Annotated in this window: 18 protein-coding genes; 10 read left to right on the top strand and 8 right to left on the bottom strand. The window is 61.2% G+C overall.

Annotation, left to right across the window (positions count from 1 at the left end; all coding sequences use genetic code 11):
* Positions 1 to 12 precede the first annotated feature (12 nt).
* Complete coding sequence (locus ACIPOO_RS09260) at positions 13 to 1,251, top strand: sterol desaturase family protein (protein WP_274133033.1); 1,239 nt, start codon at positions 13 to 15, stop codon at positions 1,249 to 1,251.
* Here ACIPOO_RS09260 and ACIPOO_RS09255 read toward each other — a convergent pair.
* On the bottom strand, positions 1,229 to 1,846 hold the full coding sequence (locus ACIPOO_RS09255; protein ID WP_274133032.1) for a DedA family protein: 618 nt from the start codon (positions 1,844 to 1,846) through the stop codon (positions 1,229 to 1,231). The genes ACIPOO_RS09260 and ACIPOO_RS09255 overlap by 23 nt on opposite strands.
* Before the next feature lie 340 nt (positions 1,847 to 2,186).
* On the opposite strand from ACIPOO_RS09255, the gene ppk1 reads away from it, so the two are divergent.
* Entirely contained in the window at positions 2,187 to 4,409 is a 2,223-nt protein-coding gene (gene ppk1 / locus ACIPOO_RS09250) for a polyphosphate kinase 1 (protein ID WP_274133031.1), read from the top strand.
* Here the strand turns inward: ppk1 and ppx are convergent.
* From ppx to ACIPOO_RS09225, 5 genes are all read right to left on the bottom strand, one after another.
* Complete coding sequence (ppx, locus tag ACIPOO_RS09245) at positions 4,396 to 5,898, bottom strand: exopolyphosphatase (protein ID WP_400606051.1); 1,503 nt, start codon at positions 5,896 to 5,898, stop codon at positions 4,396 to 4,398. The two genes, ppk1 and ppx, sit on opposite strands and share 14 nt — an antisense overlap.
* Positions 5,899 to 6,192: 294 nt before the next feature.
* Entirely contained in the window at positions 6,193 to 6,927 is a 735-nt protein-coding gene (locus ACIPOO_RS09240) for an amino acid ABC transporter ATP-binding protein (protein ID WP_274133028.1), read from the bottom strand.
* Complete coding sequence (locus ACIPOO_RS09235; protein WP_274133128.1) at positions 6,914 to 7,564, bottom strand: amino acid ABC transporter permease; 651 nt, start codon at positions 7,562 to 7,564, stop codon at positions 6,914 to 6,916. The genes ACIPOO_RS09240 and ACIPOO_RS09235 overlap by 14 nt, the downstream gene beginning before the upstream one ends.
* Positions 7,561 to 8,226, bottom strand: a complete 666-nt coding sequence (locus ACIPOO_RS09230; RefSeq protein WP_274133027.1) for an amino acid ABC transporter permease — start codon at positions 8,224 to 8,226, stop codon at positions 7,561 to 7,563. Before ACIPOO_RS09230 ends, ACIPOO_RS09235 begins: the two co-directional genes overlap by 4 nt.
* A gap of 15 nt (positions 8,227 to 8,241) precedes the next feature.
* A complete protein-coding gene (locus tag ACIPOO_RS09225) occupies positions 8,242 to 9,027 on the bottom strand; it encodes a transporter substrate-binding domain-containing protein (RefSeq protein ID WP_400606048.1) in 786 nt (261 codons plus the stop codon).
* Positions 9,028 to 9,294: 267 nt separating this feature from the next.
* Between ACIPOO_RS09225 and ACIPOO_RS09220 the strand changes: the two genes are divergently transcribed.
* The 7 genes from ACIPOO_RS09220 (at position 9,295) to ACIPOO_RS09190 (ending at position 17,314) form a co-directional block, all read left to right on the top strand.
* A complete protein-coding gene (locus ACIPOO_RS09220) occupies positions 9,295 to 9,999 on the top strand; it encodes a FadR/GntR family transcriptional regulator (RefSeq protein ID WP_274133025.1) in 705 nt (234 codons plus the stop codon).
* Positions 10,000 to 10,280: 281 nt separating this feature from the next.
* Positions 10,281 to 10,616, top strand: a complete 336-nt coding sequence (locus ACIPOO_RS09215) for a thioredoxin family protein (protein WP_400606046.1) — start codon at positions 10,281 to 10,283, stop codon at positions 10,614 to 10,616.
* Positions 10,617 to 10,936: 320 nt separating this feature from the next.
* Complete coding sequence (trxA, locus tag ACIPOO_RS09210; RefSeq protein WP_166594126.1) at positions 10,937 to 11,266, top strand: thioredoxin TrxA; 330 nt, start codon at positions 10,937 to 10,939, stop codon at positions 11,264 to 11,266.
* A 228-nt stretch (positions 11,267 to 11,494) separates the two neighbouring features.
* Positions 11,495 to 12,754 (top strand): transcription termination factor Rho, encoded by a 1,260-nt coding sequence (rho, locus tag ACIPOO_RS09205; protein WP_027979976.1) that lies wholly within the window; start codon positions 11,495 to 11,497, stop codon positions 12,752 to 12,754.
* 87 nt (positions 12,755 to 12,841) lie between these two features.
* Positions 12,842 to 14,806 carry an acyltransferase family protein gene (locus tag ACIPOO_RS09200; protein WP_400606043.1) on the top strand — a complete coding sequence of 655 codons (1,965 nt, stop codon included), beginning with the start codon at positions 12,842 to 12,844 and terminating at the stop codon, positions 14,804 to 14,806.
* A 73-nt stretch (positions 14,807 to 14,879) separates the two neighbouring features.
* Positions 14,880 to 16,346, top strand: coding sequence for a 4-hydroxy-3-polyprenylbenzoate decarboxylase (gene ubiD / locus ACIPOO_RS09195; protein WP_274133022.1), 1,467 nt, complete (start codon positions 14,880 to 14,882; stop codon positions 16,344 to 16,346).
* The gene (locus tag ACIPOO_RS09190) at positions 16,346 to 17,314 is read left to right on the top strand and encodes a CDP-6-deoxy-delta-3,4-glucoseen reductase (RefSeq protein ID WP_400606040.1); all 969 of its coding nucleotides are present in this window, start codon (positions 16,346 to 16,348) and stop codon (positions 17,312 to 17,314) included. The genes ubiD and ACIPOO_RS09190 overlap by 1 nt, the downstream gene beginning before the upstream one ends.
* A gap of 8 nt (positions 17,315 to 17,322) precedes the next feature.
* Here the strand turns inward: ACIPOO_RS09190 and ACIPOO_RS09185 are convergent, their stop codons facing one another.
* The gene (locus tag ACIPOO_RS09185; protein WP_274133127.1) at positions 17,323 to 17,778 is read right to left on the bottom strand and encodes a sn-glycerol-3-phosphate transporter; all 456 of its coding nucleotides are present in this window, start codon (positions 17,776 to 17,778) and stop codon (positions 17,323 to 17,325) included.
* Positions 17,779 to 18,138: 360 nt separating this feature from the next.
* On the opposite strand from ACIPOO_RS09185, the gene ACIPOO_RS09180 reads away from it, so the two are divergent.
* Positions 18,139 to 18,810, top strand: coding sequence for a gamma-glutamylcyclotransferase (locus tag ACIPOO_RS09180; RefSeq protein WP_400606038.1), 672 nt, complete (start codon positions 18,139 to 18,141; stop codon positions 18,808 to 18,810).
* A 302-nt stretch (positions 18,811 to 19,112) separates the two neighbouring features.
* On the opposite strand, the gene glpT is transcribed toward ACIPOO_RS09180, so the two are convergent.
* A complete protein-coding gene (glpT, locus tag ACIPOO_RS09175; RefSeq protein ID WP_400606034.1) occupies positions 19,113 to 20,462 on the bottom strand; it encodes a glycerol-3-phosphate transporter in 1,350 nt (449 codons plus the stop codon).
* Between the last annotated feature and the right edge of the window lie 230 nt (positions 20,463 to 20,692).

Genomic DNA, 20,692 nt, shown 5'->3' with positions numbered 1-20,692 from the left:
CAGGGGGCGTTCATGGATTTCATTTTGTACGCAGTGCCGTTTTTCTTCGTGCTGATTGCCGTGGAACTGCTGGCCGACCGCTGGCGCAAGGTCAGCAACTACCGGGTCGCCGACGCCATCAACAGCCTGAGCACCGGCGTGCTCTCGACCACCACGGGTCTGTTGACCAAGGGCGTGGGTCTTGTGACCTATGGCTTTGCGCTCAAGCATCTGGGCCTGTGGCAACTGTCTGCCGACAGCCTGTGGGTCTGGGTCATGGCGTTTGTGCTCTATGACCTTTGCTACTACTGGCTGCACCGCATGGGCCACGAGCGCAACATTCTGTGGGCCGCGCATTCGGTTCATCACCAGAGCGAGGACTACAACCTCTCCACGGCCCTGCGCCAGACCAGCACCGGCTTTCTGCTGAGCTGGATCTTCTACCTGCCGCTGGCTGTGATCGGTGTACCGCTGGTGGTGTTCGTGGCCGTAGCGTCGCTCAACCTGCTGTACCAGTTCTGGGTCCATACCCGGCACATCCCCAAGCTTGGCTGGTTCGAGTGGTTCTTCGTCACGCCGTCCAATCATCGCGCCCACCATGCGCAGAACCTTGTCTACATGGATCGCAACTACGGCGGGGTGTTCATCGTCTGGGACCGGCTATTCGGCACCTTCCAGGAGGAGCTGGACAGCGAGCCGCCGGTCTTCGGGGTGACCACGCCCCTTCGAAGCTGGAACCCGCTGTGGGCCAACGTGCAGTTCTACGCGCAACTGCTGCAGGATGCGCGGCGCACTCGCTCATGGCGCGACAAGCTGCGGATCTGGTTCATGCCCACCGGTTGGCGGCCCGAGGATGTTGCCGCCAGTCATCCGCTGCACAAGGCCGATCTTGCCCAGTTTCGCAAATTCGAGGTGCCGTTGAGCCTGGCTGCGCAGGTATACATAGGGGTGCAGTTTTCGCTGTACACGCTGCTGGGCAGCTACCTGCTGTCCAATGGCGAAGTGTTGCCGTGGCCTGCGCTGATCGTCGGCTGGGCGTGGGTCGCGTTGGGGCTGTTCGTGTTTGGCGCTGCGCTGGAGAATCGGCCGGCGGCGTTGAAACTGGAAGGTGTTCGCCTGGCAGCGAATCTGCCGCTGATGGCGCTGGCGCCTGTGGTGGGCCTGTGGCCGGGCACTGCGCTGGGGTGGGTTGTGCTGCTCAGTTACACCCTGGCGAGCGCAATCGCAGTGTATTGCGCTCGGGGGCACTTCACTCGTCTGGCCGGTCCTTGACGTCGACCGCCGCCGGCACGGCCAGCTTGGCCTCACGGGCGATGCGTGCGTTCTTGATGCGGCGGCGGATCCACAGCAGGCCGCCGATCACCAGCAGCGCGCCGAGCACCCACAGCTCGTACTTCTTGACGTTGCCCAGCAAGCCTTCCAGCACTGCGCCGAACTTGTAGGCAGCCGCGCCCAGCGCTGCAGCCCAGATCGCCGCGCCAATGCCGTTGAGCAGCAGGTAGCGTCCCGGCGGATAGCCGGACAGGCCAATGGCAACAGGCATGACCGTGCGCAGGCCGTAGACGAAGCGGAAGCTCAAGACCCAGATGTCCGGATGCTTGCGAATATGCTCCAGGGCCCGGTCACCGAGCATCTGCCAGCGCGGTTTGCGTGCCAGCAACTTGCGGCCATGTTTGCGCCCCATGAAATACCAGAGCTGGTCGCCTGCGTAGCTGCCGAAGAAGGCAACCACCACGACCAGGTTGATGTCCATGTACCCACGGAACGCAAGAAATCCGGCGAGGACCAGAATCGTCTCGCCTTCGAAGAAGGTTCCGAGGAAAAGGGCGAAGTAGCCAAATTCTTGTAAAAAATGCTGGAGCATCATATGGGTGCTGGCGAAATGAACGCGCAGCCTAACTCGCCGAAGACATCTAGGAAAGTGTGGAAATGTGTCTCGGCGTTAAAGTTTCCTACAAGCTAAAGAGAATCGTCGTCTAGGAAGCGGGTTTAGCGTCCTGCATGCTCAGAGGAAATGTATCTGTCATGTAAGAGTCATAATGCTGGCTTATAACTGTCACGTTTGCCCGCTCGTAGCCTCAGTGACCGGTCTGCGATACTGTTCGTCACTGATTTCATCGCGGGGTTTATAGCGCGAACGGCACATTCCTACGCCAGCCGTTTACGCAGCCCAACTGACACAGGGCATTTGCCTTACAGGATTAGTCATGAGCACCGAAGGATCTACCGAAGCCGCAGTTGAACTTGAACCTCAGGCCGTGACGCAGGAAATCACTGCCATGGTCGAACCGACCATCGAGGTAGTGCCCGCGCCCGAGCCGCACCCTCCGGTCACTCCGGCGATCGTGATTCCCAACCTGGACGACAGCAGCCTCTACATCCATCGCGAGCTGTCGCAGTTGCAGTTCAACATTCGCGTCCTTGAGCAGGCGCTGGATGAGTCCTACCCGCTGCTCGAACGCCTCAAGTTCCTGCTGATCTTCTCCAGCAACCTGGACGAATTCTTCGAAATCCGCGTCGCCGGCCTCAAGAAGCAGATCACCTTCGCCCGTGAACAGGCCGGTGCCGACGGCCTGCAGCCGCACCAGGCGCTGGCGCGCATCAGCGAACTGGTCCATGGCCATGTGGACCGCCAGTACGCGATCCTCAACGACATCCTGCTGCCTGAGCTGGAGAAGCATCAGGTCAGCTTCATCCGTCGCCGCTACTGGACCGCCAAGCTCAAGACCTGGGTTCGCCGCTATTTCCGCGACGAGATCGCGCCGATCATCACCCCGATCGGCCTGGACCCGACGCACCCGTTCCCGTTGCTGGTGAACAAGTCGCTGAACTTCATCGTCGAGCTCGAAGGCATCGACGCCTTCGGTCGCGACTCGGGCCTGGCGATCATTCCTGCGCCGCGCCTGCTGCCGCGCATCATCAAGGTGCCGGAAGAAGTCGGCGGCCCTGGCGACAACTACGTGTTCCTGTCGTCGATGATCCACGCTCACGCCGACGACCTGTTCCAGGGCATGAAGGTCAAGGGCTGCTATCAGTTCCGCCTGACCCGTAACGCCGACCTCGCGCTCGACTCCGAAGACGTCGAAGACCTTGCCCGCGCCCTGCGTGGCGAGCTGTTTTCCCGTCGCTACGGCGATGCGGTGCGTCTCGAAGTGGCCGACACCTGCCCTAAACACCTGTCCGACTACCTGCTCAAGCAGTTCAACCTGAGCGAGACCGAGCTGTATCAGGTCAACGGTCCGGTGAACCTGACGCGCCTGTTCAGCATTACCGGCCTGGACAGCCACCCGGAACTGCAATACACGCCGTTCACCCCAGCGATCCCGAAGCTGCTGCAGAACAGCGAAAACATCTTCAACGTCATCAGCAAGCAGGACATTCTGCTGCTGCACCCGTTCGAGTCGTTCACACCGGTGGTGGATCTGCTGCGCCAGGCCGCGAAAGACCCGCACGTTCTGGCCGTACGCCAGACCCTGTACCGCAGTGGCGCCAACTCGGAAATCGTCGATGCGCTGGTGGATGCCGCGCGTAACGGCAAGGAAGTGACGGCGGTCATCGAGCTGCGTGCGCGCTTCGACGAAGAATCCAACCTGCAACTGGCCAGCCGCCTGCAAGCGGCCGGTGCGGTGGTGATCTACGGCGTGGTCGGCTTCAAGACCCACGCCAAGATGATGCTGATCCTGCGCCGCGAGGGCGGTGAGATCCAGCGCTACGCGCACCTGGGCACCGGTAACTACCACGCCGGCAACGCCCGCCTGTACACCGACTACAGCCTGCTGACCTCGGACGACGCGCTGTGCGAAGACGTGGGCAAGCTGTTCAGCCAGTTGATCGGCATGGGCAAGACGCTGCGCATGAAAAAACTGCTGCACGCGCCGTTCACCCTGAAGAAAGGCATGCTCGACATGATCGCCCGCGAAACCCAGTTCGCGGCCGAGGGCAAACCTGCGCACATCATCGCCAAGTTCAACTCGCTGACCGATCCGAAGATCATCCGTGCGCTGTACAAGGCCAGCCAGACCGGCGTTAAGATCGACCTGATCGTGCGCGGCATGTGCTGCCTGCGTCCGGGCGTGCCGGGCGTCTCGCATAACATTCAGGTGCGGTCGATCATCGGCCGCTTCCTGGAGCACACCCGGGTGTTCTACTTCCTCAATGGCGGCGACGAGCAGATGTTCCTGTCCAGTGCCGACTGGATGGAGCGCAACCTGGACAAGCGCGTGGAGACTTGCTTCCCGGTCGAGGGCAAGAAGCTGATTCTGCGGGTGAAGAAGGAAATCGAAGGGTATCTGACGGACAACACCCACGCCTGGATCCTGCAACCGGACGGGCGCTACGTGCGCAGCACCCCGACCGGCAACCAGAACGCCCGCAATGTGCAGGCGTCGTTGCTGGAGAAATTGAGCAACCCGGTCCTCAGCGTACGCTGAGGACGATGCCGACTCGGGTCAGCCACTCCGCTTCCAGCGCGAAGTCGGCCTGAGTCAGCTGGTTGTTTTCCAGCCAGCCATCGGGGAACAGCACGTCGAGCTGGTTATCGAGGGCGGTCAACACAGGCTGCGGCATCTCTTGGGTGCCGCGAATGTGGTGGAACAGGATCGCGAAACGCAGCAGCACGCACAGACGAATCAGCTTCACGCCTTCATCGCCAAACTCGGCGAACTTGTCCTTGGGAATATTGCGACGATGGCCGCGCACCAGCAGCGCGAGCATCTGTTGGTCTTCGCGCGAGAACCCTGCCAGATCCGAGTGCTCGATCAGGTAGGCGCCGTGCTTGTGGTAGTGGTAGTGGGCGATGTCCAGGCCCACCTCGTGCACCTTGGCGGCCCAGGTCAGCAGGTCGCGGTACATCTCGTCTTCCAGCCCCCACGCCGCAGCCACCTGGTCCAGCGCGGACAGTGCTTTGCGCTCGACGCGTTCGGCCTGCTCCAGATCGACGTGATAACGGTCCATCAGCGAGGTCAGGGTGCGTTCGCGCACGTCTTCGTGGTGATGACGGCCCAGCAGGTCATAGAGCACGCCTTCACGCAGCGCGCCATCGCAGTGGTCCATGCGTTGCAGGTCGAGGGCGTCGAAGATGGCTTCCAGAATCGCCAGGCCCGCCGGGAAGATCGCGCGGCGATCAGGCTTGATGCCGTCGAAGTCGATCTTGTCCACTTCGCCCAGCTTCATCAGCTTGCGCTTGAGCCATGCCAGGCCTTCGGCATTCACTTCACCGGTGCCATGGCCGCCAGCCTTGAGGGCCAGGCCGATGGCGCGGATGGTGCCGGACGAGCCGATGGCTTCATCCCAGGTCAGGCGGTGCAGGGCATGCTCGATGCTCATAATCTCGAGGCGCGCGGCGGTGTAGGCCTGGGCGTAGCGGGCCGGGGTGATCTTGCCGTCCTTGAAGTAGCGCTGGGTGAAGCTCACGCAGCCCATCTGCAGGCTTTCACGCAGTAATGGTTCGAAGCGCTGACCGATGATGAATTCGGTACTGCCGCCGCCGATGTCCGCCACCAGGCGCTTGCCCGGGGTGTCGGCCAGGGTGTGGGACACGCCCAGGTAGATCAGACGCGCTTCTTCACGGCCAGAGATGACCTCCACCGGATGGCCGAGGATTTCTTCGGCGCGGTGGATGAAGTCATTGCGGTTGCGCGCTTCGCGCAGGGCGTTGGTGCCGACGATCCGCACGGCGCCCGGTGGCATGCCGTTGATCAGCTGGGCAAAACGCTTGAGGCAATCGAGCCCGCGCTGCATGGATTCTTCGTTGAGCTGGCGCTCGTCGTCGATCCCGGCGGCCAACTGCACTTTCTCGCCAAGCCGCTCAAGGATGCGGATTTCGCCTTGGTGAGCCTTGGCAACAACCATATGAAAGCTGTTGGAGCCCAGGTCGATCGCAGCGATCAGCGAGAGGTTTGGTTCGGTGGATGGCGGCATGGTCAAAAGTCTCGGTCGTTAACCCCGACATCGTGCCACGAACGGCCATCGTCGCCAAACGAGTTGGCATCAATCGCCGCAAATCGCCGTAGGAGCGCGCTTGCCCGCGATTGCGGTGTGTCAGTAAGGTTTCTGTTTCATGACAAAACGCCATCGCGGGTTGCGACTGGAGTGCGCCCAGGTCAATCGCTGTAGGAGCGCGTTTGCCCGTGACGGCGGAGGATCGTTCACCACTGCGTTGTCTGACCTGACGCCATCGCGGGCAAGCGCGCTCCTACAGGGCCGGTGAGGTAATCAGGCGTGCTCGACCGATCCGATGAAATTCGCCAGCTCAGGCGTTTTCGGATTGGCCATCAATTCCCGAGGGTCGCCTACCTCGTGCACCTTGCCCTGGTGCATGAACACCAGCTTGTCACCCACTTCCCGGGCAAAACGCATTTCGTGGGTCACCATGATCAGGGTCATGCCGTCTTTGGCCAGCTCGCGCACCACGCTCAGCACTTCGTTGACCAGCTCCGGATCCAGCGCCGAGGTGATTTCGTCGCACAGCAAAACCTTCGGCGACATCGCCAGCGCCCGAGCAATGGCCACGCGCTGTTGCTGGCCGCCGGACAGCCGATCCGGAAAGGCATCGAACTTCTCGCCCAGACCCACGCGAGCGAGCATTTCCTTGGCCAGTTTCGCGGCCTCGGCCTTGGAAGCCTTTTTGACCACCTGCGGCGCGAGCATCACGTTCTCGCCGACGGTCAGGTGCGGGAACAGGTTGAACTGCTGAAACACCATCCCGACCTTCTGCCGCAGGCTGCGCAGATCCGCACGGGCCGCGTCCAGATACTCGCCGTCCACCTCGATCACACCATCGTTGATCGACTCCAGGCCATTGAGCGTGCGCAGCAAGGTGCTTTTGCCCGAGCCGCTGCGGCCGATGATCGCCACGACCTGGCCTTCCTCGACGCTCAGGTCGATGCCTTTGAGCACATGGTGATCGCCGTAGTACTTGTGCAGGGCGGAAATTCTAAGCAGAGGCATGAAGTCTCCTTTCCAGATAGCGCGCGCTGAGCGACAGCGGATAACAAAGCAGGAAGTAGCCCAGGGCGACGAAGCCGTAGACCATGAAAGGCTCGAAGGTGGCGTTGGCGAGCATGCCGCCGGTCTTGGTCAGTTCGGTGAAGCCGATGATCGAGGTCACGGCGGTGCCTTTGACCACCTGCACCGAAAAGCCCACGGTCGGCGCCACGGCAATGCGCAACGCCTGGGGCAGGATCACGTAACGCAACTGTTCGAAAGGCGTAAGTGCGAGGCTCGCCGAGGCTTCCCACTGGCCATTGGAGATCGACTCCACGCAACCACGCCAGATTTCGGCCAGATACGCGCTTGTGAACAGCGTCAGCGCCAATGCCGCCGCCACCCACGGCGAGATGTCCACACCCAGCAATGCCACGCCGAAGAACACCAGAAACAGCTGCATCAACAGCGGCGTGCCCTGAAACAGCTCGATGTAGCCGCGGGCGAGGGCGCGCAGGAAAGGCGTGTCGCTGATGCGCAGCGTCATCACCAGCAAGCCGATCACGCCACCGCCAATGAACGCCACCAGCGACAGCGCCAGCGTCCATTGCAGCCCCGTGAGCAGGTTGCGCACGATGTCCCAGAGAGTGAATTCCATCAGTGATTCCTCGCGATGTAGCGACGCCCGATCCAGGCCAGCAACTGACGAATCAGCAGTGCCATGGCGAGGTAGATCAAGGTAGTAATGATGTACGTCTCGAAGGCGCGGAAGTTGCGCGACTGAATGAAGTTGGCGGCGAAGCTCAACTCTTCAGTGGCAATCTGCGAACAGACCGCCGAACCCAGCATCACGATGATGATCTGGCTGCTCAGCGCAGGCCACACCTTGCCCAGCGCGGGCACCAGCACCACGTGACGGAAGGTTTCGAAGCGCGTCATCGCCAGCGCCGCCGAGGCTTCCAGCTGTCCGCGAGGAATGGCCTGCACGCCGGCGCGGATAATCTCCGTGGAGTACGCGCCAAGGTTGATCACCATCGCCAGCACCGCCGCCTGCCATTCGGAAATCTTCAGCCCCAGTGACGGCAGGCCGAAGAAAATAAAGAACAGTTGCACCAGAAACGGCGTGTTGCGGATCAGCTCGACATAGACCCCGAACAGGGCCGAGAACGGCTGGATCTTCCAGGCCCTGACAATCGCGCCGACGATGCCGACGCTGACCCCAAGCAATGTACCGATGGCCGTCAGCTCCAGGGTGAACAAGGCGCCGCGCAGCAACAGGTCAGCGTTTTGCACAACCGGTATGAAGTCGAACTGATACGCCATCTAGAGGGCCTCGAATCAGAGATCGGCTGGCAGCGGTTGCTTGAGCCAGGTTTGCGAGTTCTTCTCCAGCGCGCCGTCCTTCTTCGCGGTTTCCAGAATCTCGTTGACCTTGGCCAGCAGCTCAGGCTGCCCTTTGTTCACGCCCACGTAGACCGGCGAATCCTTGAGCTTCACTTTCAGCGCCGGGATGCGCTTGGGGTTCTTCTCGCTGATCGCCACCATCACCACGTTGCCGCTGGCGATCAGGTCAGTCTGGTTGGCGAGGTAGGCGGCGATGGTCGAGTTGTTGTCCTCGAAGCGCTTGATGGTGGCTTCCTTCGGCGCGACGGCGGTCAGCTCGATGTCTTCGATGGCGCCGCGGGTGACGCTGATGGTCTTGCCCTTGAGGTCGTCGACCCCGGCAATCGATGCGTCAGGCGGGCCGAACACCGCGAGGTAGAAGGGCGCATAGGCTCGGGAGAAGTCGATGACCTTCTCGCGATCCGGGTTCTTGCCCAGGCTGGAAATCACCAGATCGACCTTGCCGGTGGTCAGGAACGGAATGCGGTTGGTGCTGTTGACCGGCGTCAGTTCCAGTTTGACCTTCAATTGATTGGCGATCAGTTGCGCGGTGTCGATGTCCAGGCCGCGGGGTTTCATGTCCGGGCCTACGGAGCCGAAAGGCGGGAAGTCCTGGGGCACGGCGACTTTCAAGACGCCGCGGGCGGTCACGTCATCCAGGCCATTGGCGTGGGCGGGGGCCTGGCCGAGCATGAGGCTGGCAAACAGGGCGGCGAACAGTGCGCTGTAACGCTGGGTCATGGACATCTCCGGATCGAACTAATGGGAAGGCGAATCGGGGTTTGATGTCATGCGCCAGTGCACAGCCCATGCCAGTCGATCAAACGCGACCAAGGAATGCGGGCTGCAGGGGTGATGTGGTCTAACTGGTCTGAACAGTTGGCAAAGCGCGCGCCCCGTCTTGGAGCGGCTGTGAGCGGCGAAGCACCCGGCTTGGGCGTCGCTTGCCGAATCCTTGCGATGGCGATACAAGAGGGTCTTACCTTTGGTTGCCGCGTTCCGATTGCCATGCATTCCAGCCCCGTTGCAGTACCCGAAGCCGCCTTCCAGGCGATCCGCAAACTGATCACCGAGCAGGGCTACGGCCCCGGCGACAGCCTGCCTTCGCAGCGCGATCTTGCTGTCCGGCTGGGCGTGAGCCGGGCGTCCCTGCGCGAGGCATTGTCGTCACTGAGCGCCTTGGGCGTGGTCAGCGTGCAGCCCGGCAAAGGCGTGTTCGTCCAGGCGATCGTTGAACCACAACAGAGCACCCATGGTTTTTCCTGGCCACACGCCGCCCATGCGTCACCGGCAGAAACCTTTCAATTGCGTTATGCGCTGGAGGGGTTCGCTGCGGGGCTTGCAGCAGTCACGCTGACCGCCGATGAGCGAGACGCGCTGGAAGACAACGTCGAAGCCATGCGCCTTGAGCTCAAAGCGGGGGATTTTGAGTGTGCGTCAAAGCTGGATTTCGACTTTCACCGCCGAATCTTGGTCGCCAGCGGCAACCAGGCGATCCTCGACATCATCACCGCCAGCGCCGACATCTTCCTTGAAAGCCAGAAACTGCCTTTCATCCGGCCCGGGCGCGCGATGGAAACCTGGCAGGAGCACCGCAAGATCCTCCGCGCCCTGGCCCGCAATGCCTCGGGGCCGGCACAAAAGGCCATGCAGGAACACATCAGAGGCGCTGCCCTGCGCACCGGCATCGTCTTCGTCGCCCCCTCGGCCTGACCGATTCTCGCCGCGAACCGTGGGAGCGAGGCTTGCCCGCGAAGGCGTCGGGACAGACATCGTCGATGTCGACTGACACACCGCTTTCGCGGGCAAGCCCGCTCCCACAGATGGTCGTCGTACTTTGTGGCCTGTGAACAACCCCGTGCTGCTACGGATGGTCGTACCGTTGGGCGGAGCGGTCGGCTCGGGTTCCTTGTGGCGCGACTAAACTCAAGACACTGCCGGAAGGAGCATGGAGGCAGTCAGTTGTTCGCATGGACGAAAAAGGAGTTTTTCTCATGAGCGAGTTGATCAAGATTACGGATGCTGATTTCGATGAAACGGTAGAGGGGTCCGATGTTCCGGTGTTGGTGTTCTTCACCGCTGTGTGGTGCGGCCCGTGCAAGATGGTTCTCCCTGGTCTCCAGGCGTTGAAGGATGGGTATCAGGGGAAGGTGTTGTTCTGCGCGATGGACGCCGACGAGAATCCCAAAGCCGTAGCAAAGTTCGGTATCAGAAGTGTTCCCGTCGTGCTCATCTTCAAAAATGGCCCCGGATCCGTGATCCTTGGCAGCCAGATCGGATCAGTGCCCAAGGAAATATTCGCAACTTTCATTAACAAGTATGTAGGCTAAATCCCACTCGGCACCAGGTCTGACAACAGCTGTCGGTGCCAACCCTCACTCTATTTCCGCACGCAAATCGATCACTATAACCCTGAACCCCGTAGCAGCACGGCTTGCCGGCGGGAGCGGCGTGTCAGACGACTCATCATTCACAGGCACACCGCCCCGCCGGCAAGCCGTGCTGCTACGGGTCGGATGTGTGCGGGGTCACTTCAATAAAGCTAGTCATTACGCTCCATAGCAAGAGACAATCGCCAGCGCCTTCCTGTCACGGCTTGACGCAGTTATGATGGGCCACGTTTTTTTGCCTATGACCTCGGAGAAATCTCATGAGTAGCGACCTTATCAAACACGTCAGCGACGCGAGCTTCGAAGCCGATGTCCTGAAGGCACAAGGCCCTGTGCTGGTAGATTACTGGGCTGAGTGGTGTGGCCCTTGCAAAATGATTGCCCCGGTTCTGGACGATATCGCCGGCACCTACGAAGGCAAGCTGACCATCGCCAAGCTGAACATCGACGAAAACCAGGAAACTCCGGCCAAGCACGGCGTTCGTGGTATTCCTACCCTGATGCTGTTCAAGGACGGCGAAGTCGCGGCGACCAAGGTCGGCGCACTGTCCAAGTCCCAGCTGCAAGCATTCCTCGACGCCAACATCTGATGGCGCTAAAGCCCCGCAAATTGCGGGGCTTTTTTCTGGCGTTGCACTAGACGCTCGGAAAATCAAGTGGTACATTCGGCCCCGCAACGGCTTCTCCGTTGCCCCCTGCTAGCCGTCGCCGACGCTCTCCTTTCGATTTGTACGCGATCCTGTCGCCTTCTCTGCGGCGCGGCCTCATTAAGCCAAAAGCTTAATTTCCCCCTCCATACATGATTACGTCATTCCTATATGAACCTGACTGAACTCAAGCAAAAGCCTATTACCGATCTGCTCGAAATGGCCGAACAGATGGGCATAGAAAATATGGCCCGTTCGCGCAAGCAGGATGTGATCTTCTCCCTGCTGAAGAAGCACGCTAAAAGCGGCGAGGAAATCTCGGGTGATGGCGTGCTGGAGATCCTCCAGGATGGCTTCGGCTTCCTCCGCTCTGCAGACGCTTCCTACCTCGCCGGCCCAGACGACATCTACGTCTCGCCGAGCCAGATCCGCCGCTTCAACCTTCGCACTGGCGACACCATCGTTGGCAAGATTCGCCCACCGAAGGAAGGCGAGCGTTACTTCGCACTGCTCAAGGTCGACACCATCAACTTCGACCGTCCAGAAAACGCGAAGAACAAGATTCTGTTCGAAAACCTGACGCCGCTGTTCCCGACAGTGCGCATGAAGATGGAAGCCGGTAACGGTTCCACCGAAGACCTCACCGGTCGTGTCATCGACCTGTGTGCCCCGATCGGCAAAGGTCAACGTGGTCTGATCGTTGCGCCGCCGAAGGCGGGCAAGACCATCATGTTGCAGAACATCGCGTCGAACATCACCCGTAACAACCCCGAAGTCCATCTGATCGTCCTGCTGATCGATGAGCGTCCGGAAGAAGTGACCGAAATGCAGCGCACCGTGCGCGGCGAAGTGGTTGCCTCCACCTTCGACGAGCCACCAACCCGCCACGTGCAGGTTGCCGAGATGGTGATCGAGAAGGCCAAGCGCCTGGTCGAACACAAGAAGGACGTGGTCATCCTGCTCGACTCCATCACCCGTCTGGCTCGTGCCTACAACACCGTGATCCCGAGCTCCGGCAAGGTGCTGACCGGTGGTGTTGATGCTCACGCGCTGGAAAAACCGAAGCGTTTCTTCGGTGCGGCTCGTAACATCGAAGAAGGCGGCTCGCTGACCATCATCGCCACCGCGCTGGTTGAAACCGGCTCGAAGATGGACGAAGTGATCTACGAAGAATTCAAAGGCACCGGCAACATGGAACTGCCTCTGGATCGCAAGATCGCTGAAAAGCGCGTCTTCCCGGCCATCAACATCAACCGTTCCGGCACCCGCCGCGAAGAGTTGCTGACCGCCGACGACGAACTGCAGCGCATGTGGATCCTGCGCAAGCTGCTGCATCCGATGGATGAAGTCGCTGCCATCGAATTCCTGGTCGACAAGCTGAAACAGACCAAGACCAACGATGAGTTCTTCCTGTCGATGAAGCGCAAGTAAGCTGCTGAACGGCTGTAGAAAAGTGGTGTCCCTTTGGGGCACCATTTTTTTGGTTTCAATATTTGAAAAAGCGGGACAAGGAGCGTCATGCATACCTTTGGCAATCGTCGGGACATCGACGGGCTGCGGGCTCTGGCTGTCATTCCGGTAGTGCTCTACCACTTCGGTTTTGGCGTCTTCAGCGGCGGCTTTGTTGGCGTCGATGTGTTTTTCGTCATCTCCGGTTTTCTGATTACCTCGATCATCTTTCGGGAAATCAGCGCCGGACGCTTCAGCTTTGTCGATTTCTGGGCGCGTCGGGCGCGCCGGATCATCCCCGCCCTGAGCGTGATGATGCTCGCGGCACTGCTGGTCGGCTGGCTGCTGATGCCCGCCAACGACTACTCGCAACTCGGCCGCGCGGTGCGCTATCAGGCGATGTTCGTCTCCAACATCCTGTTCATGCGCCAGGACGGCTACTTCAACCCCGCCTCCGATTTCAAACCGCTGCTGCATACCTGGTCGCTCTCGGTCGAAGAGCAGTACTACATCCTGTTTCCGTTGCTGATGGTGTTGCTGACCCGCTTCCTGCGGCATTGGCGCTGGATGCTGTTCGGTCTTCTGCTGGTGTCGTTTGCGCTCAACGTCTGGGTCATCAAACGCCAGCCTGATGCGGCGTTTTTCCTGCTGCCGATGCGCGCCTGGGAATTGCTGTGCGGTGCAATGCTGGCGGTGTTGCCCGCGCCTCGACACGCGCCATCGGCCAAGACCTGTCGGTGGGTAAGCCTGGCCGGGCTTGCGGCGGTGCTGTACGCGATTTTCGGTTTCGACAAGTACACGCAGTTCCCGGGCTGGGCGGCGTTGCTTCCGGTGCTCGGCGCCACGGCGATGATCTGGGCCAACGGCCACGCGCCTACGCTTGTGGGGCGGCTGTTGAGCCTGCCGGTGATGGTGGGCGTCGGCCTGATTTCCTATTCCTGGTACTTGTGGCACTGGCCGGTTTTCGTCTACGCCAACGCCGTTTCTGTCGATGGCATGCAGGCGCTGGAGGCCGGTGGCTGGGTCGTGCTCAGCCTGGTGCTGGCGTTTTTGAGCTGGCGGCTGGTCGAATTGCCATTCCGCGAAAAGCGGATTCTGGCCGGGCGCAAGCAGGTGCTGGGCGCGGGCCTTGCGGCGCTGTTGGTCATCGGCGCGGCGGGGCAGGTAGTACGCGACGCCGACGGCATGCCGCAACGCCTCTCCGGTCAGGCGCAGCAGTATGCCCAAAGCCGGAACTGGCAACTGGGGCAGAAAGAGTGCCTGCTGCAGCGCAAAAGTGAAGATCTGACCAAGGTCTGCCGCTTTGCCGATGACGGTAATGCGCCGCCCGTGCAACTGGTGTGGGGAGACAGCCACGCCGCCGCGCTGATGCCGGCCATCGCCGCTGACGCCCGGCGCTATGAAACGCCGGTGTGGCTGGCGAGCCTGTCCGGTTGCCTGCCGATACAGGGGCACGAAACTCGTCAGCAATGCCAGGATTTCAATCAGGTGACCCTGCAATCGATTCGCGAAAACAAGATTCGCGACGTGGTGCTGGCCGCGCGCTGGAGCCTCTATCTCTATGGCGAGGAGGATGGCGACATGCAGCACGTGCTGTACCGCAATGACAGCCGTCGCATTGCCGAGCAACAGGTGGCCAAGGATCTGAGCGCCATGGTGCGCAGCGTGCGCGAGACCGGCGCGCGGGTGTGGATCTTCAAGGAAGTGCCGCTGCAACGTCAGGGCACCGTGGCGCGGCTGGCCAGCCTCGCCATGGTCGGGCGTTCGGCCGAGCGCCTGGGGCGTCCGATCGCCGAGCATGAGGCGCGTCAGCAGTTTCTCGATGCGCTGTTCAGCCAGTTGAGCAGGGAAGATGCCCAGGTCCGCGTGCTGGACCCCGCAACCTTGATGTGTCCGGGTGGCATCTGCCGCGCCGAATTCGACGGCTATTCCCAGTACATGGATGAAAATCACCTCTCCGATCAGGGCGGGGAGCGCATGACCTCCCTGCTGGCGCCCATTTTCCTCCGTGAAAACCTGTCCAAAGGCGGATGAATGCACGCCAGGTGGCTGCTGTCGGCCGCCAGAGCAGGTAGGATGTGCATCTATTTGTTAAGTGGCCGGGTTAATGAAATTCAAGGATCTACGGGATTTCGTGCAGCAGCTTGAGCAGCGCGGAGAGTTGAAACGCATCCAGGTACCCATTTCTCCGGTGCTTGAGATGACCGAAGTCTGCGACCGGACCCTGCGCAACAAGGGCCCGGCCTTGCTCTTCGAGAACCCGACCGGCTTTGATATCCCGGTGCTCGGCAACCTTTTCGGCACGCCCGAGCGCGTGGCCATGGGCATGGGCGCCGAGTCCACCGACGAGCTGCGGGAAATCGGCAAGCTGCTGGCCTTCCTCAAGGAGCCCGAGCCGCCCAAGGGGCTGAAAGACGCCTGGTCGAAGCTGCCGATCTTCAAGAAGGTCATCTCCATGGCGCCCAAGGTCGTCAAGGACGCCCCGTGCCAGGAAGTGGTCATCGAAGGCGATGACGTCGACCTGGGCATGCTCCCGGTACAGACCTGCTGGCCCGGCGACGTCGGCCCGCTGATCACCTGGGGCCTGACCGTCACCAAGGGCCCGAACAAGGAGCGCCAGAACCTGGGCATCTATCGCCAGCAGGTGATCGGCCGCAACAAGGTCATTATGCGCTGGCTCAGCCATCGCGGCGGCGCGCTGGATTTCAAGGAATGGTGCGACAAGCACCCTGGCCAGCCATTCCCGGTGTCCGTGGCGCTGGGCGCAGACCCGGCGACGATTCTCGGCGCCGTGACGCCAGTTCCCGACAGTCTTTCGGAGTACGCCTTCGCCGGCCTGTTGCGGGGTAATCGCACCGAGCTCATCAAGTGCCGAGGCAATGACCTGCAAGTGCCGTCCAGCGCCGAGATCGTGCTCGAAGGCGTGATTCACCCCGGCGAAATGGCCGATGAGGGGCCGTACGGCGACCACACCGGCTATTACAACGAGGTCGACCGCTTCCCGGTGTTCACCGTCGAGCGCATCACCCACCGCATCAAGCCGATTTACCACAGCACCTACACCGGCCGTCCGCCGGATGAGCCAGCGATTCTGGGCGTGGCGCTGAACGAGGTGTTCGTACCGATCCTGCAGAAGCAGTTCCCGGAGATCACCGACTTCTACCTGCCGCCAGAAGGCTGCTCGTACCGCATGGCCGTCGTGACCATGAAAAAACAGTACCCGGGCCATGCCAAGCGCGTGATGCTGGGTGTCTGGTCGTTTTTGCGACAGTTCATGTACACCAAGTTCGTTATTGTCACCGACGACGATATCAACGCGCGGGACTGGAACGACGTCATCTGGGCAATCACCACGCGCATGGACCCCAAGCGCGACACGGTGATGATCGACAACACGCCCATCGACTACCTGGACTTCGCCTCGCCGATTTCAGGCCTTGGCTCGAAGATGGGCCTGGATGCCACCCACAAGTGGCCAGGTGAAACCACCCGCGAATGGGGCCGCGCCATCGTCAAGGACGAAGCCGTCACGCGTCGTATCGACGAACTCTGGAATCAGCTGGGAATAGATTGATGCGTGTAACCTTGCAGCCGTCGGGCGCAGTACTTGAGACATTGCCCGGCGAGCGGATCCTCGATGCAGCCCAGCGCCTGGGTTATGAATGTCCACAGAGCTGCCGCAACGGCAATTGCCACATCTGCTCGGCGTTGCTGGTTGAAGGCAGTGTCGTACAGGTGGGCGAGCTGCATGGCCACGGCGAGATCTACACCTGTCTGGCAGTGCCGCAGGAAGATTGTGTCGTGGTGTGGGACAGCGTCCTGCCATTGGGCGAGCTGCCGGTGCGCAAGTTCGCCTGCCAGGTTACCGAATGCGTCGAAGTCGGCGGCGATGTGTGGCGGGTGATGTTGCGCGCCCCGGCCGGCAAGCCGCCGCGCTACCACGCCGGGCAATACCTGATGATTGCCCGCGACGACGGCGAGAAATCCGCGTTCTCCATGGCTTCCGCCCCGGAAAGCGGGCGCGACCTGGAGCTGCACGTATTGGCCCGCGAAGCCAGTGCGCAAAATCTGATCAAACAGTTACAGCGTGACGGCATGGCGCGGGTGGAGTTGCCGTTTGGCGACACCCACCTGGGCGAACTGCCTGACGGTCCGCTGGTGTTGATCGCGGCGGGCACCGGCATGGGCCAGATGCACAGCCTGATCGAGCACTGCCGCTCCAAGGGCTTCCCGTACCCAGTCCATGTGTACTGGGGCGTGCGTCGCCCCGAGGATTTCTACGAGCTCAAGCACTGGGACGAGTGGAAAACCCTCGACAACCTCTACCTGCATCAGGTGGTCAGCGACCTCTGCGGTTGGGAAGGGCGCTGCGGCATGCTGCACGAGGCGGTCTGCGAGGACTTCCCGGATCTCAAATCCATCCAGGTCTATGCCAGCGGATCGCCGGCCATGGTCTACTCGACGCTCGACGCCCTCGTGGTTGCCGGCATGGACGCGCAGCAGATGCGCGCCGATGTGTTCGCCTACGCGCCTCGGTCCTGAGGCGCTTTCTAGAACCGTAACCCGACGTTGGCCATCGCAGCGGAACTGCCCAGCAGCACCAGTTCTGCGGTGACCGGCTTGATGCTGATGCCGACGGCCGGAATAAGCGCCGGGGCGACTCCAAATCGGTTCAACGGGATCTTGTCGCGGTATTTGCCCTTGTAGCCATGCAGCAGGCCCCCGCTGAGCTTGGCGTAGAACGGATGGTCAGTGCTGTCGAAGCGTTTGCCGCCATAAGCATAGACCGACCGCTGGCCGAACGAGTTACGAAAGGTTGCGGCGCCATACAGCCATCCCGACTCTTCATTGCGCTCCACGCCGATCAGGTTTTGCCGGTTGGTGTGCTCAGGGGAGGGCGAGAAGTGTCGGGTATAGACGCTGGTCTGCAGTTGCCAGAAGCCCCTGTCGTCGTGATCGGCATGGGCCGGGCTTAGCCATATGGCGCTGCCCAGCAGCAGTGGCAGGACTCTACTGAATGTATTCACGTGTCGTTCCGTTAATCGCCAGCGCGCACTGGGCGCGAACGCGCGGATTTATACGTAAGCCCCATTTGGCGCGTAAGTTGAAGTTTCCGATGGTTGCGTAGGAAACGTCCTAATCTGCCGACCGACAAATGGTCGTCACGCTGCAGGCCGCATCCTGCCGGGCGGCGCGGCGGCTGGAGTGCGAATTGCATCTCTGATCGGGTTGATTCGGCTTTTCTGGCGTGACGGATTGCGTCAGGGTTGAGTCTGATAGTCATGCAGTTGCGAACGCTGCGTTCAGCGCGTGTGCAGGCGTTTAGCATTACACTGGCCTTGAGTTGGCCAGCGAGGAGCCAGAGGGTGAATCAAATCAATAGCTTGGTGGCAGCCGTCCATGAGGGTCTGGGGCTGAGTTATCCACCTGTTATCGACCTTGGCCCCAAACTGACCCACGAGCAACTCCTGGCCTCCATGCACGCCACCCTGTCTCGCCACGAAGGCGGTCCCATCTGGCTGTTCGCCTACGGATCACTGATCTGGCGCCCCGAGTGCTCCGCCGTGGAGCGTCAGCGCGGTCGGGTGCATGGCTACCATCGCGGCCTGTATCTCTGGTCCCACGAACATCGCGGCACACCCGAGCAACCCGGCCTGGTCTTCGGTCTGGATCGCGGCGGCTCGTGCAGTGGTTTCGCCTATCGGCTGCCCGAAGAAAACATCGAGCAGTCCCTGCTGGCGCTGTGGGAGCGGGAGATGCCGTATCCCTCCTATCGCCCGCACTGGCTGAGTTGCCGCCTCGAAGACGGCACCAAGGTCCAGGCCCTGGGCTTCGTGCTCGAACGCCACCTGCCCAGCTACGCCGGCAACCTGCCCGACAGCATCCTGACCCAGGTTCTGGCCAACGCCGCCGGCCGCTACGGCACCACCTGGGAATACGTCGAACAAACCATCCACGCCCTGCGCACCCACGCCATGCCGGACGTGAGCCTGGAAGAGCGCTTCAAGCGGTGCAGGCCGGTTTTGTTGGCGGTTTAAGGAGATTGGTATGAAGGATCGGTGTTCATCAGCGCTCTCAACGGTCGAGTCACGGAACTACCCGTAATTCCTGCGCCAAGACAGTCTGTGGGAGCGGGCTTGCCCGCGAATGTGTCAGCCATGATGACTCGATGGTGACTGACCCACCGCCTTCGCGGGCGAGCCCGCTCCCACAGGTGGGTCTTATGAGGTGGCCTTCATGCCCCGTAGCAGCACGGCTTGCCGGCGGTGGCGTCCGTTGAATCGCCACCGCAGGCATCGGACAGCCGCCCGACCGTGCTGCGATATCAAGCCCAGCGGCCTTAAGCCACAGCTTCCCGCGACTGGCTCGCCACCCGCGTGTGGCGCAGGGTCGGTGCCATGAAGACGATTGACAGCACGCACGCCGCGATCAGTATCACGAATCCGCCATCCCAGCCGAAATGGTCGACGGTGTAGCCCATCAGCGCACTGGCCGCGACTGAGCCGCCCAGATAGCCGAACAGGCCGGTGAACCCTGCCGCAGTTCCTGCCGCCTTCTTCGGTGCCAGTTCAAGGGCCTGCAGACCGATCAGCATCACCGGGCCATAGATCAGGAAGCCGATGGAAACCAGCGCGATCATGTCGATGGTTGGGTTACCGGCCGGATTGAGCCAGTACACCAGGGTCGCCACTGTCACCAGCAACATGAACACGATTCCGGTCAGGCCACGGTTGCCACGGAAGATCTTGTCCGACATCCAGCCGCACAGCAGCGTCCCCGGAATGCCGGCCCATTCGTAGAAGAAGTAGGCCCAGGACGTCTTGTCGACATCAAAATGCTTGGCTTCCTTGAGGTAGGTCGGCGCCCAGTCAAGCACGCCATAGCGCAGCAGGTAGACGAACACGTTGGCCAGCGCGATGTACCAGAGCATCTTGTTGCGCAGCACATACTTGACGAAGATTTCCTTGGCGCTGAACTCCTCCTCGTGGCTCGCATCGTAGCCTTCCGGGAAGTCATTCTTGTACTGCTCCACCGGCGGCAAGCCCACTGATTGCGGGGTGTCGCGCATGGTAGCGAAAGCGAACAGCGCCACGAACAGCGCCACCGCAGCCGGTACATAGAATGCGGCGTGCCAGTCGTTGGTCCAGCCCAGGCCCAGCAGGAACAGCGGACCGATCAGGCCGCCACCGACGTTATGCGCCACGTTCCACACCGACACCACGCCGCCGCGCTCCTTCTGCGACCACCAGTGCACCATCGTCCGCCCGCTCGGCGGCCAGCCCATGCCCTGCGCCCAGCCGTTGATGAACAGCAGGATGAACATGATCGTCACGCTCGACGTCGCCCAAGGCGCGAAACCGAACACGAACATCACCGCCGCAGAAACCAGCAGGCCAAACGGCAGGAAGTAACGGGGATTGGAGCGGTCCGACACCAGCCCCATCAGGAATTTCGACAGGCCATAGGCAATCGCGATCGCCGAAATCGCCACCCCCAGCTCACCCCGGGTGTAGCCCTGATCGATCAGGTACGGCATGGCCAGCGAGAAGTTCTTGCGTAGCAGGTAGTACCCCGCATAGCCAAAGAAGATGCCTGCGAAAATCTGCCAGCGCAGACGACGGTACGTACTATCGACGCGCTCGGCAGGCAGCGGGGCCTGATGCGCGGCAGGGCGGAAAAAGGCAAACATCGAACACTCCAGTGGCTTTTGTTTTGTTATGCGAATCCGAATATTACATTTTCATTACAGAAAATAGGAAGGTTTCTCAACGCTGAAAGTTCCGGATTCAGGCGATTTGCCGTGTTGTATTACGAACATGACGCAGATGTGTATTTCTGGATTTCACGTTTCAGATTCGTCCTACTTGGGAACAGGAATCGTTCCCCTTATGCGCGCTGTCACACCGCCATACCATCGCC

This window comes from Pseudomonas sp. NPDC090201 (genome assembly GCF_044746825.1).
GTDB lineage: Bacteria > Pseudomonadota > Gammaproteobacteria > Pseudomonadales > Pseudomonadaceae > Aquipseudomonas > Aquipseudomonas putida_AD.
The sequence above is the reverse complement of the archived record's forward strand: the minus strand, read 5'-3'. Positions and strand labels throughout refer to the sequence as shown.